This window comes from Sodaliphilus pleomorphus (genome assembly GCF_009676955.1).
In the GTDB taxonomy this organism is placed as follows: Bacteria; Bacteroidota; Bacteroidia; order Bacteroidales; family Muribaculaceae; genus Sodaliphilus; species Sodaliphilus pleomorphus.
The window spans coordinates 390,780-406,693 of sequence record NZ_CP045696.1; the positions used below are offsets into that span (position 1 = coordinate 390,780).

12 protein-coding genes and 4 tRNA genes are annotated in these 15,914 nt (G+C 51.9%); 1 reads left to right on the plus strand and 15 read right to left on the minus strand.

What is annotated here, in order from left to right; translation table 11 throughout:
* Window positions 1–128: 128 nt before the first annotated feature.
* Entirely contained in the window at window positions 129–1,418 is a 1,290-nt protein-coding gene (locus GF423_RS01595) for an ATP-binding protein (protein ID WP_154326700.1), read from the plus strand.
* A 1,863-nt stretch (window positions 1,419–3,281) separates the two neighbouring features.
* Here the strand turns inward: GF423_RS01595 and GF423_RS01600 are convergent.
* The 15 genes from GF423_RS01600 to lolA1 form a co-directional block, all read right to left on the minus strand.
* Window positions 3,282–4,214: a PriCT-2 domain-containing protein gene (locus GF423_RS01600; RefSeq protein WP_154326701.1), complete on the minus strand. Its 933-nt coding sequence runs from the start codon at window positions 4,212–4,214 to the stop codon at window positions 3,282–3,284.
* 240 nt (window positions 4,215–4,454) lie between these two features.
* Window positions 4,455–5,735, minus strand: coding sequence for a DUF3987 domain-containing protein (locus tag GF423_RS01605; RefSeq protein ID WP_154326702.1), 1,281 nt, complete (start codon window positions 5,733–5,735; stop codon window positions 4,455–4,457).
* A 7-nt stretch (window positions 5,736–5,742) separates the two neighbouring features.
* Complete coding sequence (locus GF423_RS01610) at window positions 5,743–6,048, minus strand: helix-turn-helix domain-containing protein (RefSeq protein WP_154326703.1); 306 nt, start codon at window positions 6,046–6,048, stop codon at window positions 5,743–5,745.
* Between the two features lie 673 nt (window positions 6,049–6,721).
* Window positions 6,722–6,805 (minus strand) — tRNA-Leu (locus GF423_RS01615).
* A gap of 6 nt (window positions 6,806–6,811) precedes the next feature.
* Window positions 6,812–6,884: transfer RNA gene (locus tag GF423_RS01620), tRNA-Gly, on the minus strand.
* A gap of 54 nt (window positions 6,885–6,938) precedes the next feature.
* A tRNA-Gly gene (locus GF423_RS01625) sits at window positions 6,939–7,011 on the minus strand.
* A 55-nt stretch (window positions 7,012–7,066) separates the two neighbouring features.
* Window positions 7,067–7,139 (minus strand) — tRNA-Gly (locus GF423_RS01630).
* An 89-nt stretch (window positions 7,140–7,228) separates the two neighbouring features.
* Window positions 7,229–7,828 carry a GTP cyclohydrolase I FolE gene (gene folE, locus GF423_RS01635; RefSeq protein WP_154326704.1) on the minus strand — a complete coding sequence of 200 codons (600 nt, stop codon included), beginning with the start codon at window positions 7,826–7,828 and terminating at the stop codon, window positions 7,229–7,231.
* A gap of 9 nt (window positions 7,829–7,837) precedes the next feature.
* Window positions 7,838–8,506, minus strand: a complete 669-nt coding sequence (locus tag GF423_RS01640) for an SPOR domain-containing protein (protein WP_154326705.1) — start codon at window positions 8,504–8,506, stop codon at window positions 7,838–7,840.
* A 184-nt stretch (window positions 8,507–8,690) separates the two neighbouring features.
* A complete protein-coding gene (tpiA, locus tag GF423_RS01645) occupies window positions 8,691–9,449 on the minus strand; it encodes a triose-phosphate isomerase (RefSeq protein WP_154326706.1) in 759 nt (252 codons plus the stop codon).
* Window positions 9,450–9,534: 85 nt separating this feature from the next.
* Complete coding sequence (locus GF423_RS01650) at window positions 9,535–10,881, minus strand: BT_3928 family protein (protein ID WP_206113321.1); 1,347 nt, start codon at window positions 10,879–10,881, stop codon at window positions 9,535–9,537.
* An 84-nt stretch (window positions 10,882–10,965) separates the two neighbouring features.
* Window positions 10,966–11,517 (minus strand): DUF1599 domain-containing protein, encoded by a 552-nt coding sequence (locus GF423_RS01655; protein WP_154326708.1) that lies wholly within the window; start codon window positions 11,515–11,517, stop codon window positions 10,966–10,968.
* 529 nt (window positions 11,518–12,046) lie between these two features.
* Window positions 12,047–14,134, minus strand: a complete 2,088-nt coding sequence (locus tag GF423_RS01660; RefSeq protein ID WP_206113323.1) for a tetratricopeptide repeat protein — start codon at window positions 14,132–14,134, stop codon at window positions 12,047–12,049.
* A 126-nt stretch (window positions 14,135–14,260) separates the two neighbouring features.
* Window positions 14,261–15,199 (minus strand): thioredoxin-disulfide reductase, encoded by a 939-nt coding sequence (trxB, locus tag GF423_RS01665; protein ID WP_154326710.1) that lies wholly within the window; start codon window positions 15,197–15,199, stop codon window positions 14,261–14,263.
* Window positions 15,200–15,278: 79 nt separating this feature from the next.
* Window positions 15,279–15,842 (minus strand): outer membrane lipoprotein periplasmic chaperone LolA1, encoded by a 564-nt coding sequence (gene lolA1 / locus GF423_RS01670; RefSeq protein ID WP_206113325.1) that lies wholly within the window; start codon window positions 15,840–15,842, stop codon window positions 15,279–15,281.
* Window positions 15,843–15,914 lie beyond the last annotated feature (72 nt).

Sequence of the window (15,914 nt, forward strand, 5' to 3'; positions counted from 1 at the left end):
TAACCAAACAAAAATGCGCCAAACAACAAAACGAAAATGCGCCAAATAACCAAATAACGCGTAAAAAGTTCTTTCATTTTAAGGAAAAATTACTACCTTTGCAGCGCGAATCAAACAATGCTATTTTTATGACTGAAAATACATTCAATTATCGAAAGAGAATTGCAGACATTCTCTTAGAAGAGAAATTAGAAGCAGTGGGCGCAGTCTTGATTGAAGGGCCAAAAGCTTGCGGCAAGACAACAACTGCCGAACAGCAAGCTAAGAGTATCTTGTATATGGATGACCCCACAAGCATCGGACAAAACCTCCAGATGGCAGAAACCAACATCAAACGGCTGCTTCAAGGTGATACACCGAGACTGATTGACGAATGGCAGATAGCTCCTCAGATATGGGATGCTGTACGTTTTGAAACGGACCACCGAAAAGAAGATGGGTTATTCATGCTGACAGGCTCAGCTGTTCCTGCGGATAAATCAAAAATTCGCCATACCGGTGCCGGGCGTTTCGCTTGGCTTACCATGCGCCCCATGACATTGTGGGAATCAGGCGAGTCTTCTGGAGATGTGAGCCTTAAAGCCCTTTTTGCCCAATCAGAAAAAGTAGATGGTGAGAACAAAATGAATATGGAAGACATTGCTTATGTCATTTGTCGAGGTGGCTGGCCGAAATCCTTATCAAAGAAAAGCCAAAAAGCTGCGCTTCGCCAAGTCACTGAGTATTTTGAAGCCATAACACGCTCTGACATTTCAAGAGTTGACGGAGTTGAAAGGGATGAGTTCCGAGCAAAGAGACTTATGCGCTCGTATGCACGTTTACAAGGTGCGATGACCAGCATTCCTACAATCGTAAAAGACATGAAGACGAATGAACCAGAAGGTATGAGTGACGAAACGGTCGCGTCGTATATCAATGCTTTGAAAAAGATATTCGTGATAGAGGACATGCCAGCCTGGAATCCCAATCTGCGTTCAAAAACCGCTATACGAACCAGCGACACGCGCTATTTTGTTGACCCATCTTTGGCTATTGCGGCATTAGGCATTGGTCCGAATGACTTGTTGAACGACTTGAACACTTTGGGATTGTTCTTCGAGACCCTTTGTGTGCGAGACCTCCGGGTATATGCAGAAGCTAATGATGGAAACGTTTTCCACTACAGAGACAAGAGCGGTCTGGAATGTGACACTGTTGTACACTTGAGAAATGGTAGCTATGGTCTCATTGAGATTAAATTGGGTGGTGACACACTTATAGAAGAAGGGGCTACAAACCTGAACACTTTGGCAGAAAAGATTGACACAACAAAAATGAAAAAGCCATCATTTAAGATGGTTTTAACGGCCGTCGGACAATATGCGTACATGCGGACTGACGGTGTAATCATTGTTCCTGTGGGATGTTTGAAGGACTAATGCGTTAGCTTGAGTTCAAAAATACCCAAAACAGAATCCACATAACCGCGATTTATAGATTGCACCACATATAAGACTGCTAACCTTTGGCACTCGTTACGCTTGTAGGGAGAGGCTTGGCACAAGATGAGACCGCTTGCTTCGCTGCACGGTCTCGTCTTGTGCCGTGTCCTGCTTATACCTCTTGACTGATACACTATGAACTTCATTCGCTCACAGGACGCAAGGCACAACAGGCTGGCCTCGTGCTTGCAGGGACACCCCAAGACTGCGCTTATGGGGTATCCTTGCAAGCGGCAGCCTTCACACGCAAGCCAACCTCCGCTGCGCTGCGGTTGTTTGCGTTATGTGCTTTGCGCCTTACCGCTCATCAATCGTGGCGCAGGTTGGTCTGTTCGGCATTCCGTTGCGCTGCTGAAAGTGTACCGCCTTCGGCTTTCGGCTCACTACTGACGGCGTTTCCCAAGCGCATACGGCTCGCTCTGCTTGTTCGAGTACATTGGGGTATGCGCTGCGCTCCAACCCCAATTCGACAATCGCCGCAAGCCCAATGCTCGACAAGTCGTTGGTCAACGCCTATGGAGAGCCTGTACACACTCATTCGCTTTCACTACATTCGCCCTGTCCAAGCGGCTCGCAGGAAGACGAGTTCCTGCCAGATCGCCAGCAAACCGCCCTGCGGTCGGTCGCCGGCAGTGAGCCGCACGCGCTACTATATGGTTCTTCGTTATGCGCAAAAGCGTTTGCGCCGGTTAAGGGGAAAGGACACTCGCACCACACTGCCGCCAATCTGCGGCTCGTTTCACTCTCGCTTTTTGCTCCAGTCGCTGCCCACGCCAACAAGTGCCTATTCGGGCAGAGAGGTGTGAACACATCGTCTAATGTCCCACCCGCAGCCCCCGATGTCGCTGGGCAGTTACACTACGGCTGCGTCCGCTGCAATCGCTGCGCTTTGGAGAGTGTCTTATCGGCTCACTGGTCGCACGGACACCCCGCGTGTTCGGCTCTTTCGGTCATTACCATTGCGCCCTGAACCTCAATCCGGCTGCGAAAGTGCTTACGCCTGCGGCTATGGCCCGCCACTCACGGCGTTTGCAGGAGCGCATACGGCTTGCGCTGCGCTGCAGCCCAATGCTCAGTCAAGTCTGTCCTGCAACGCCTGTGGGGGCCTGGGCACACTCACCGCCGTCAATCGGCTGGTTCTCCATTCCCATTCCCTGCAAGCCCAACACTCTCACTGCGTTCGGGGGTGTCCGTGCTGTGATCTGATGACATACTCCTGCGCTGTCGCTCATTTGCTCCCTTGCCTACACTTCACCGCACATCGACATCGCCTAAACACGAAATTAAGGCGCAAACAAGTTGAGCCACATTTTCGTCAAACGTTTTTCGGCGAGCCAAAAATCTCAAAAAGCGGAATTGGCAAGCGTGAGCGAAACCAATACTGCGTGTTGGTTATCTCACGCACGCCAGCATCATCACCGCACAATGCTCTGCATATTCCGCTCGGCTAAAGGGTAAATTTCGGACACGTTCCGTAGGGCATCGGGGGCTCTCAAGAGATAAGTCTGGAAAGGAAATGTCCTTTTCAATCCTTAAAATGCTGATTTGCAATGGTCTAACTTTTTCAATCCTTTACAAATCGACCATTTAAGAGAAAATCAGCTACTAAAATCCCGAAAGAGTGCCGATGTACACTGGTTTTACGCCCACTCGGGAACGAGAGACGAAATGTTAAAATTTTTCGGCAATTCGGACAGTGGCGCACACGGCACATCATCGTATATCGGGCAAACCACTGTCGCCCGAAAGTGACAGCGGTTTGCAGAAAGGGGTGTAGTAACATCTATCAGTGATGTTATCTCAAAGCACACCAAAAAGCTTGCAATAATGGAAGAATGTGCCGATACCGATGCGGCCATTGCCTCGCAGGAAACCGTCAAACTTTCGGTCGGTTTCCCGCTCGTTGTATTTCCCGTTCTGACTGCTGACGATGTGGAAGTATTCGCGGCCCTCTTCACCCTGTGAAGCCAGCGAAAAGCCGATATTAATCCAATCATCATAATTCTCAGTCATGTCAATGTTACGACGCTTTATCTCCATGCAAGCCATATAGACGCGTTCGTCAGTGTCATCGAAGAAACCATCTCTGAACGAGCGAAATGGTCGGACAATGCGCTTGGGCTCTTCCTCTATACCTTTATATAATGAGGCATTCTCATTGATGAATGGTGCATCGTCATAACTGAGGCAACGCAGCCGACTCACATCGCTGCATGCACCATCAATGGTAATGCCGTACTTGGTAAAGTCTTTCTTCAACTCACGAAACTGAGCGGCATGTCTGCCGGGATATGCCAGCTTCAGGATGACGAAGTAACCTTTGCCTCCTACAGAGTGGGCCGCATAGGACACTTCGTCAATCTGGCTCAATATATTCTCCTTGAGATGTTCAAAGTCATTCACATCTGGATTGTCTTTCGCGTCAATGTCGACGCATATCAGTCCACTATGAGCCGTGAGATTGTCCGCTTTTCGTGACCCTTGAAAAACGCCGCTGATGGTGGCTTGAGGCAATTGGCCTTTGAGGAACCTTCGCTCGTCGGCATTCCGACACGCACGGAGCCGTTCAATATGTTCTCTGTATTCCCCACTTTTGGCAATGAACTCTCCGAGAGTGGTGTCCTTAGGTTCCACGTCAAGCATCGACGTGAACCAGCTGATTTTTCTGTCGAAAATCGAGTCTTCTTCATTTGTTTTCATTTTAGTCAGATGTTTAAAATCGAGGTCAATCATCAATGTTCGTGTATAACATATCTCATTAAAATACAGATGTTAATCCCAAATTTGGCGATTGACCAGGAAAAATGAAAGATTCCACTAAGGAGTCAATAGTCTTGACTTTCTGAAAAATTGTAACCACTTGAAATTCAATGGCTGTTTTTGGAGAAAGTCAATGCCGAAATGTGATGACAAGCGTTTATACAAGGACGTTTACGTCATGTTTCGGCATTGACATTGACCTCGATTCTCTTTCTAGCTTTTAAGAACCCGAGAGACATAGGCTGGATCTTTGCCGATGCCGAGAGAGAACGCGGCTTGATTTTGTATGCCGACTTTCTCACCGACCAGACGGATGATTTCAGCCTGTGTCATTGACTGAGGATTACCGCCCTGCACATTGCCACCAAGATGCTCATAGACTGCGATGGCTGACTTCTCAAAGTAGTCCATACAACGGATTGTGTACTCCATGTCTTCGGCTGACACCTGGCGATAGTTGTAGCTGTTAGGCGAGTTTATCAGCCCCATCAGATGGACTATGCCTGCCAAACGCTGAGCCTGGATTTGCAGCTTGCTGTATACCGAGAGGAGGTAACCGTCACCGGTGGTCTTACTAACCTCGTCTTTTTTTCGCTGCAACTGATTGAAGTACTCTGTGTATAGTGCATCGCTTTCTTGTGAAAGAGAGATTATCCCCCAGTCGGTCAAATCCATCTTATAGATTTGCTTGACGACATCACACCAGCATTCAACCAAGTCATGGTTCATTGACTCAATCTCACGGTCTGGAAACTCTACAATCTTAGGCATTGTGAACAAGAAACGTTGATTCAAGCCGTTCTCCATGAACTGAGGGCTGCCGAAAGTTGCACTCAGCAGACCCGGCTGGAGATCTCCGAGGATGTTCATGAACACATCACTGATGACGATTGGCTTATATTCGCCTTTGCGGTTGACAAAGACATCATCCCCATCGAACATGCGGAGCAGTTTGTCCACAAAGCCGCCTTTATTATAGCGTTCCATGTCGTCAAAGTATCCTTTGATTTCCGGATAGTGGCCAAGCACACCGTGTGAACAGTTTTGCAGGATTTTGATCCGTGCCTCTTCTGTGCAATCACCTATCAGGAGTTGATTGAATGTAGGAGGGTTGGCCTCGTCACGTTCTTTATCGACCCTCCATGCGGCATACTCAACCTCGTAGACCTGATAGTTCTCTCGGTTTATTTCGCGTAATGGCCGGAGGACTTCCTTGACAGGTTGTGTCTTGTTCGAACCGCTGATAGCGACATTGACGAACCAAAGCATGAGTGGATTGGTGTATTTGCGGTCAGTAAGTTTCACACGCTTGCCGATGGCAGTGGCAATAACACTGAACACGGCAACGGTGGGGAACTCAATGGGGCAATGGTACACACGCACGATTTCTTTGATATACTGCTGTACAAATTCGGGCATACCATCGATGGGCAGCTCGACGTTTTCATGAAGACTGAGTTTGCCAGACTTGGGTTGTAAAATCTTGTTCTCCATAGGGCAATCACATTTTACAACCGGCCAAACGTTCGATGTCACTCTTGCGGTAGCGGCGCTTGCCTCCGATCTCTATCTTCTTGAGGATGCCGTTCTGATCCCAACGGTAGAGCGTCATCTTTGACACCGACAGCAACTTTGCAGCCTCGTCGATGGTTAACAACTGGTCGCTGCTTGCGGCGGTTTCCGCCTGAATCATAGCGATAGTCTTTGCCTCGATTAAAATCTCCTGGGCAAATGCCTTCAAGTCCTCGAATGATACTTGGATGATGATGTTACTCTCTGAATTTAATATGTTTTGAATAGTTGACATTTGTTTGTGGCGCTCCACTCGGTATGCCAGTCTACTGCGAGCGCATGTTCACATCTGACTAGTCTTTGATAGGATGGCACCTTCGCCAACGTTATCAAATGTGACGTGGCAAAAGTAGATTCAATTAAGGATTTATTAAAAGACAAGATTTAGGATAGGTGGATAATGTTATAATCTACTGATATATAGTTGTTTCCATAAAAAACAATTTATAAATAAAATATACTTGTTTTTCAGATTAGCTATTACAATCTTCTAAATGACAATTATATGTAATATTATAGCAACTTGATTTCTAGCGAGATACAAATATATTGTGGAACTTTTTGGAATGTGTGGAATATTTTGGAAAGTGTGTGGCACTCGTTTTTTTTGAGGGGTCAATGTCGTTGAATATTTAACATTTGTTGTGATTTTAGCCGAGTACTGCAGACTGACAGCAGCATTATATGAAAAGCCGAGATGGTTATAGACTGTAGTGTTGAATGAAAAAAGAAAACAGAAACGATATTAACCAAAAGAGATTGAATTTTAACGGTGCAATTTCGGTGCAATTTGGAAAAATGACCCAGTTGAAAAGTATATGGTAATAGTATCGGTGCAAAATCGATGCAGAAATAGGGGTACAAAAAAAACAAGTCGCTGAATTTTAGCGACTTGCTTGAAAATTAAGTGTCCAAGATGAGACTCGAACTCACACGAACCAATGTTCACTACCCCCTCAAAGTAGCGCGTCTACCAATTCCGCCACCTGGACATGTTGAGCGAAAAACGGGACTCGGACCCGCGACCTCGACCTTGGCAAGGTCGCGCTCTACCAACTGAGCTATTTTCGCATTTTTGAACGGCTTCAACTTATTGTTGTGAAGCTATTTTAAAAGATCGCTTTGAGCGAAAAACGGGACTCGAACCCGCGACCTCGACCTTGGCAAGGTCGCGCTCTACCAACTGAGCTATTTTCGCATTTTCTGCACGGCTTCAACTTATTGTTGTGAAGCTATTTTAAGAGAACGCTTTGAGCGAAAAACGGGACTCGGACCCGCGACCTCGACCTTGGCAAGGTCGCGCTCTACCAACTGAGCTATTTTCGCGTTTTGCAATATCGGTTGTCTCTCAATTGCGGGTACAAAGATAATGGGTTTTATTGAAACTACCAAACTTTGGGGCCAAAAAAATCACATTATTTTTGCTGGTGCAAAAGCTCGAAGAACTCTTGACGCAGCCTAACGTCCTCGAAGGCACCCTTGTAGTGCATTGTGAAGGTGGTAGACTCCTGCTTCTCGACGCCGCGCATCTTCATGCACAGATGGGAAGCCTCGCAGGCCACGATGACGCCCTTGTTGGGCAGGGCATGGTCGACGGCGTCGCATATCTCGCCCGTGAGGCGCTCCTGCACCTGGAGGCGGCGGGCATAGGCGTCGACGGTGCGTGCGAGCTTGCTCAGGCCCACGATTTTGCCATCGGGGATATAGCCCACCGATACCTTGCCGAAGAAAGGCAGGATGTGGTGCTCGCACAAGGAGTAGAACTCGATGTCTTTGACGATGACCATGTGGGAGCCTGGGTGCTCAAACACGGCCGAGGCAATGATGGCCTCGGCGTCCTGGCGGTAGCCGCGTGTGTTCTCGAGCAGGGCTTTGGCAGCGCGCCGCGGGGTCTTGACGAGGCCCTCGCGCGAGGGGTCCTCGCCTATGAGTTGGAGTATGGCACGGTAGTGCTCGGCAATTGTATCGATGAGTTGCGTGTCGCAGTTGCAATGATTGGATGGAGTGTTGTTCATTTTCAACGATTAAAAAGATACGGGGGCGGCAGCGTCGCCCCACACATTGACGGTGTCGGTCACAATGATGGTCTCGGAGGCATACTTGCGGAAGGCCTTCTTGATGCGCCTGAGGGCCCTGCGGGCCGACTCGCGGCGTGTGAAGTCGCCCACACGCAGCCGCCACTGCGGAGCATTGTAGGACACGTAGTAGTGATATTGCGGGAAGGCCATGGCCAGCTCCTTAGCGCGGGCATAGGCCAGGTTGCGTGCACCGCGGCGGGAGCTGAAGAGCACCTGGATGCGGTAGCCCGTGACCTGCTTGGTTATGGCTTGGTCATAGTAGTGGAAGCTTTCCTTCATCGCGCCGGTGATTTTCACCTTGCCCCGGCCAGCAGGTTTGACAGCGTGCGTGTCGTGACGGGGCTCGGCGGGGCTCTGAGCCTGGCCGTCGCCCAGCTGGGTCTCGCCCTCGCCCGGCGCGACGATGCCTGGGTCGGAGTTTTTGTCTTTGCTCTGCTGCGACTTGTCTTTAGAGTCTTTGTCGGGTTTCGCCTTGGTTTCTTTCTTGTCCTTGCCGCCCAGCAAGCCCTGGGGAGCGTTGACGGTGACCTGTGCTGCAGCCTGGGGGCCCAGCGAGAGCCACAGGGCTGCGACAAGCGAGATGCCCAAGAGTCGGAAGAAGCGAGAATCTGTCATTGCGATATGCTTTATCTACTGCGTTTGTATTGCCCCGGCGGGACAGTGAAACTGCTAAAAACAAAATTGACTACAAAGGTAATAAAAAATTATCAATGTAGTCAATTTTATGTCTTAAACTTGCGCTTGCCTCGGCGCGGGCCGTCACGGCCGCTCACGACAAACGCCAAGCATTGATTGGCAATCAGAAAGCGGTGACGATGCCCATGAAGGAGTCGGCCTTGAGCGAGGCGCCGCCTATGAGGCCGCCATCGATATCGGGCTTGGAGAAGAGCTCAGGGGCATTGGCAGGCTTGCAGCTGCCGCCATAGAGGATGGTGGTGTCGTCGGCCACCTGCTTGCCATATTTGTCGGCCACGAGGCCACGTATCACGGCGTGCACTTCCTCGGCCTGGTCGCTGGTAGCAGTCTTGCCGGTGCCGATGGCCCAGATGGGCTCGTAGGCGATCACGATGTTGGCAAACTGGTCGGCGCTCAGGTGGAAGAGCGAGCCCTCGATTTCGCTCTTGATATATTCTTTGTAGGTGCCATTCTCACGCAGCTCAAGACTCTCGCCGCAGCAGAAGATGACTTTCAGGCCATTGGCAAGTGCCAGGTCAACTTTTTCTTTAAGCATCTCGGGAGTCTCGTTGAAGTACTCGCGGCGCTCGCTGTGACCCAGAATCACATAGTTGGCACCAGTCGAAGCCACCATGGCTGCCGACACCTCGCCCGTGTAGGCGCCCTTGTCCTTGGCAGCGCAGTTCTCGGCTGCCAGGCCCACCTTGTTGATGTCGATCACGGCCTTCACGGCAGTGAGGTGAGTGAAAGGCACGCCAATGACGACCTCGCACTTCAGGTCCTTGGCAGCTGCCACTGCGTCGTTAACTTCCTTGGCGAGCTTCACGCCCTCAGGCACTGTGGTGTTCATTTTCCAGTTGCCTGCTACAATATTCTTTCTCATTTCAGTTAAAAAATTTAATGTATATTATCGTTTCTCTTGTTTCCGAACTGCAAAGTTACAGCAGCACCAAGAAAATAGCAAATATTTATAATTCTTTATCACTTGCTTGCGCAGCGTCGGCCCGGGGGCTGCGTTGGGACCTGAAACGGCGGCACATGGCCAGCACCACGACATGGGTGCGGTTGATGAGCAGCAAGGCCAGCATGGCAATGACCAGGGCTCCAGTGAGCCCCTTGAGCTGGCCGCTGGCGTCGTAGTCGCTGTTGTAGCGGGCTATGGGAAATTGCCCGTTGCGCACATAGTCGGGGTTGAGCGACGTGAGCGTGCGCTTCCAGCGCACCGCGCCGTTTTCGACATAGACCAGCGCCGGATTGCCGCGGGCAATGGTCTTGAGCTGGCTCTCGTCGACGTTGTAGATGGGATAGCGGGCCATCGAGATGTCGTACCACTCGGCCACAGCAGCCGTGTCGGCCGCAGTGAGCCCCATCATGGCGACGCCTTGCTTCTTGGCATTCTCGCTTATCACGTTGATGTCGAAGGTATAGGCGATGTTCACATTCTTGAGATCGGGGAAGAGGATGAGCAACTGACGGCCAGTGTCGGGCAAGACAAGGTCGGTGACGTCGTTGCCGTTGTCGAGAATCTCGATTGAGGGGTGCGAGGCCTGCCCGCGTGGTTCACGGCCAGGCTTGAAGCGCCGCTGCACATATTGCCACCCGCTGTCGTCGTCGGGCAGGCTGTCGAGACCGAAAGCCTGCTGCTTGCCGTCTTTCTCATAGACGAACACATAGTCGTCGCCATCGGTGTCGGCTGTCGACGACACGCCCACCCTGGCACCCACCTTGTAGGGCCGAAAGTCGATGAGCGGCTGCACGTTGTAGCCGTCGTAGGCCACGACGGCGATATAGACGAGAGCAAAGAGTCCCACCGCCCAGTTGATAGCCGGCCCGTAGAGGCCGTGCACGCGGCGGTTGAAGCATTGCAGGTAGACGAGGGCGGGCAGCAAAATCAAATTTTTGACAAAAGTGTGCCAGTTGCTCAGCACCAACGCATCGCCAAAGCAGCCGCAATCGGGCACCTTGCCAGTGAGCGCAAGGTCGAGCGTGAGCGGTGTCATGACGCACATCATGAGCAACAGCAAGGCAACCGAGCCACGGCGAAAGGCACCCACGAGCACACACACGCCCAGTACAAACTCGAAACATGCCAGTGCGAGGGCACAAGGCAGGGCCACCTGTACCAGCTCGGGGAAACCGAAGGCATTGAAATAGTCGATGAGCTTGTAGTAGCCGCCCCAAGGGTCGATGCCCTTGACAAGGCCCGAGAAAATAAACACGCAGCCCACTGCTGCACGCAGCAACCACACAACCACGGTGTTCCACTTGCTTTGAGCTATGGGCAAGGCCCAGTTTGGGAGTTTGAAAATCGACACTGCTATCAAAAAAAATTTTAGTTGCTTATTTATTTTTTACCGGCGCATGAGCGGCAATTGCCGCCACATGCCAGTACTCGCGTCTCAATCGGTCCCCTCGTTGTGGCGTATCAAGGCAAAGACGGCATAGTTGACCATGTCCTGATAATTGGCAGCAATGCCCTCGCTCACCTTGGTGACACCGCCGTGGTCCTCGATCGACTTGGTGCGCTCCACCTTGGTGAGGATGAAATCGGCATAGCTGCTGGGGCGCATGTCGCGCCAGGCCTCGCCATAGTCGGTGTTCTTGTCGATCATGAGCTGCTTGGTGAGGGCTGCATACTTGTCGTAGAGCTCGACAGCCTCGTCGCGGGTCATGTCGACAGTGTCGCTGAAGCCCCGCTCGAGCTGGATAAGACCGATGATGCCATAGTTCACAATGCCGCGGTACTCACTGTAGATGTCTTCGTTGACCTTGCTGGAGCCGCCATTGAGCTGAATGGTGCGTATGCGCTTGGCGTTGATAAAAATCTGGTCGGTGATGGTCGACGGGCGCGAGATGCGCCACGAGGGTCCATAGTCGGCCATCTTGTCGACAAAGATCTGTCGGCAAGTCTTTATCACTTGCTCATATTCTTTAATCGTATCTGCTGGCATAATCACGTGATGTAATGTTGTGTGCACTTAAAAACGCACTTTTGTGCAAAGTTACAAAAGATTGCCGATATCGTGCCAGCCCCGTCGCTAAAATTTACCCCCGGGCAATGCACAATCGTAGCAAACGGATAAACACAAAAAAAAGGCAGGATACCTGCCCACAGCGCGTGTGAAGCTGGCATCCTGCTATAGAAAAGCCACATCAAAGGATGTGATGAAACTCCGGTCAAATACAAGGATTTGAGTGCGACTACACCTTTGTAATCCTCCGGCACCCGAAAGGGGGTGCACCTCACGGTCGAGGCCCGCCATTGGCATAGCCGTATACTCGGCATTTCATAAAAAATTGAAGAGTATCCCGATCCACTTTGATGCGGCAATGTTTCAATGATCTCACAACACAAAGGTACAATAATCGTGAGCAAAAAGCAAGCATTTTGGCAACTTTTTTTCATTGCAATTCTACCGCTATCGGCCAGAAATGCGTTCTGGCCAGGAGAGACGAGGCAGTGTCCTGCGTGTACAAGGCTCAATCGTTCATGCGCTTGAGCACGGTATAGCTGGGCAGGATGCCGAGCTCGCCAGCCTTGCTCAAGTCGTTGACACCGCTGGGGCGGTTGCCGAGCCGCATGTAGACGAGGCCGCGGTTGTAATAGGCCTCGCCAAAGTCGGGCTTGATGCCGATAGCCTGGGTGTAGCAGCTCACGGCCTCGGTGTACTTGCCTTGCAGCATGTAGGCATTGCCCTTGTTGTAGATGGCATACACGTTTTTGGGCGAGAGAGCGAGCACCTGGTTGAGATCGGCAATCAGGTCGTCGAGTCGGCTGCCGGCCTCGCGCCGGTGGAGCATGGCTGCGGCCTCATGCTCGGCCGCGCTGGCAGGCCGTGCGTCGGGGGCTCTGCCCTCGCCTTTCGACTCAAGCAGATATTGCAGGTAGTGGGCGTTGGCGCGCAGGAAATAGGCCAGCACAAACTTTGGGCTGCTCTTGATGGCGCGGTCCACATCGAGCAAGGCGGCTTCGGGATTTTTCACCATCATGTAGTCGAGGGCACGGGCCAAGTAGTCGATCGAGCGGGGCTTGGAAGTAGCCAGCAGGCCGTTGTAGTAGTCGATGCTGGCAAAACGCTTGGCCACCTCGCTGCTGTCGATTTTCACATTGTCGCAAGTGAGGGTGAGCAACATGGGCAGCAGGTGGGAGTCGTTGACCTCGGTCACCTCTTTCATATAGTTGGTTTTGCCATTGAGCTTGTTGACGTAGCTGTAGTAGGACAGTGCAAACATGGGCTCGGGGTCGATGTCGAAGTTGGCATTCTGGATGTGTCCGCGTGTGCGGTTGTCGTACTCGGGCTTAAACGAGTTGTCGCTTTTTACCGTCAAGATGTTGTTGAATTTCTTGATGATGTCGTCGCTGGTTTCGGGCTGGTCCATCTTGGCCTGGGCGGCCTTCTGCTCCTGTCGTATTTTCTTCTCGGCCATGCGCACCTCGGCCTTGACGGGGTCGTAGGTCGAAACCCTTATGCCCTTCTGCTTGAAGATGACGACGGCCGTCTCGTTGTCGCGCTCGCTGCCCTTGAGGTCGCCAGCCAGGCGCTTGGCCTCGGCACGGGCCATGTAGCCCGATTCAAAGCGTGGATACTTGTGCAAGATGCGGTCGTAGTCGGCCACGGCCTTGCGAAACTGGCGAGTGCGCATGTAGAGCTGAGCGCGGTTGTAGAGCGCGAGGAAGTTGGCAGGCTCCAGCTTGAGCACTTTGCTAAAGTCGGCAATGGCTTTCTGGTCCTCCCCCACCTCGGCGCTGAGCTGGGCACGGTCGTAGATAGCCGTCACGTTGTCGGGCTCCAGCCCTATGGCATAGTCGTAGTCGCTCATTGCACCAGTATAGTCATCGATTTCATACTTGAGATAGGCACGGTTGATGAAATTGCTGGCATTGCGCGGCTGGAACTTGATGAGTGAGTCGAGGTCGGCCACGGCATCGGGATAGGTGGCGCGGTGCTTGATGTGGATGTCGGCCCGCATGCCATAGGCCATCTCGCTGCTCTTGGAGATGACCAGGCTGCTGTCGATGTGGGCGAGAGCCAGGGCAGTGTCGCCTGCAGCGAGATCAATCTGTGCCTTGGCCAGCAACACACGGTCGTTTTTGGGATCAATGCGGCGTGCGATGTTGAGGGCCGAGTCGGCGGCATGATACTGCTTGAGCTCGAGCAGGCATATACCCTTGTTGAATACAAAAGACCTGTTGGCGGGATTGAGCTCAAGGCCCTTGTCGTAGTCGGCTATGGCCAGTTGGAATTTTTTCTGGTTCTGGCGGGCAATGGCTCGCACCTGATAGGCATCGATGATAAACGGGTTGCGCTCGATGCAAAACGTGGCATCTTGCTCGGCTCCCTGGAAATCCTCGAGATCGAGTTTGGCCACAGCGCGATAGAAATAGGGCTCGGCCAGGTAGGGCTTGGCCGCGACTACCTGATTGAAGTATTGTATCGAGAGCACATAATCTTCAAAGTAGAGCGCATTTTGCCCTATGCGCAGCACCTGCTCGGTGTTGATTTGCGCAATGGCAACCGACGATGCCCAAAACAGGAGAAAGACGAGTGTGTATCTAAAACTGTTCAAAATGTGCAATAAAAAAGTCTAAAACGTTTACAAAAATAACGCTTTAGACTTATGTAATTTTTGGGACTCACCCAGTTTAACGTAGTTTAACCCAACATTGAGGCCTGGCGAAGCGGCCTGCCAGGGCTATGAGCGATGCTGAGCGAGAAACTTCTCGACATCGAGAGCAGCGCAGGCACCAGTGCCTGCAGCCACCACAGCCTGTCGATAGCGGGGATCGGCGACATCGCCTGCGGCATAGACGCCCTCGACACTTGTGGCCTGGGTGTCGCCTTTGAGCTTAATGTAGCCCTGGTCGTCGAGCTCGAGCTGGCCAGCAAGAAATGCCGTGTTGGGGTCGTGGCCTATGGCCAGGAAGAAGCCGTCGATGTTGATGTCGTAGAGCTCCTCCTTGTCGGTGCCCTTGAAACGCACCAAGTGAGCTCCAGCCACGCCATTCTCGCCAAAGAGACCCACGGTGTTGGTGTTGTAGAGGATCTCGATATTGTCGATGGCCTTCACGCGCTCCTGCATGGCAGCCGAGGCACGCAAGTAGGGCTTGCGCACGATCATGTACACCTTCTTGGCCATGTGGCTCAAGTAGGAGGCCTCCTCGCAGGCAGTGTCGCCACCGCCCACCACGGCCACCACCTTCTTGCGGTAGAAGAAGCCGTCGCAAGTGGCACAAGCCGAGACGCCCATGCCTGCATATTTTTTTTCGTCGGGCAGCCCGAGATACCTTGCCGAGGCGCCGGTAGCCACAATCACGGTGTCGGCCTCAAGCTGGTCTTTACCGTCGACAGTTGCCACAAAGGGGCGCTTGCTCAAGTCGACGGCAGTGATGGCTCCCTGGCGCAATACCGCACCCACATTCTCGGCCTGCTTGCGCATGAGCTCCATGAGCTCGAAGCCGTCGACACCGTCGGGGAAGCCGGGATAATTCTCGATAGTCGTAGTCTGCGTGAGCTGTCCACCTTGCTGAAGTCCGGTGTAGAGCACTGCATTCACGCTGGCGCGGGCGCAATATATTGCTGCAGAGTAGCCTGCCGGGCCCGACCCTATAATTAGACACTGGATGTGTTCCATAATTGAAAAAGATAAAGATATTGAAATTTATAAATTAGTTCTGACCACAAAAGGTAGCATGCACGACGAGCCCCAGTCGTCAGCGCAAGTCGACCACTTGGGTGCCCGCCGGCACCTGGCTCTTGGAGAACCGGAAGGTGGATGCACTGGCCGCCACATGGGTGCGATAGTTGCTTATCGTGAGCGACTGGCTGCCCTTGCTGGTGGTGTAGACGGCCTTGGTCAAGACATAGGCCTTGCTGATATATAAAGTGATCGACTTCACATGTCCTTTCTTTTTGGGCGTGAGATACAAAGTGTAGCCGCCTGTATTTTTTTTGGCCTTCATTTTGTAGGCGTTGCGCACTTGACCGGCCACCGAGAGCGGGCTCACCATCACAAGGTCTCTGGCACTGGGTGTGGTGATGTTGACCTCGCCCGTAGCTTTGGAATAGGTGTACTCGGTCTTTCCGTCGTACCAGGCCTTGACGTTGTTGGCCAAGATGCGGAACTTGCTGCCCTGCATGACAATAGTGCCGTGCGAACCTCTCATCGAGTAGGAGGCACTCACCGTGCCGGCATTGCGAAAGGCCGAAACCGTTTTGTCAAAAATCTGGGTGGCCGTCTGTGCCTGGCAGGCCATGGCCACGAAGAGCAATAGCAAAGAAAATATTTTTTTACACATATTACATTTGAAAAAAAGAAATATTACACACTACCAGCAACAATCGTGCCA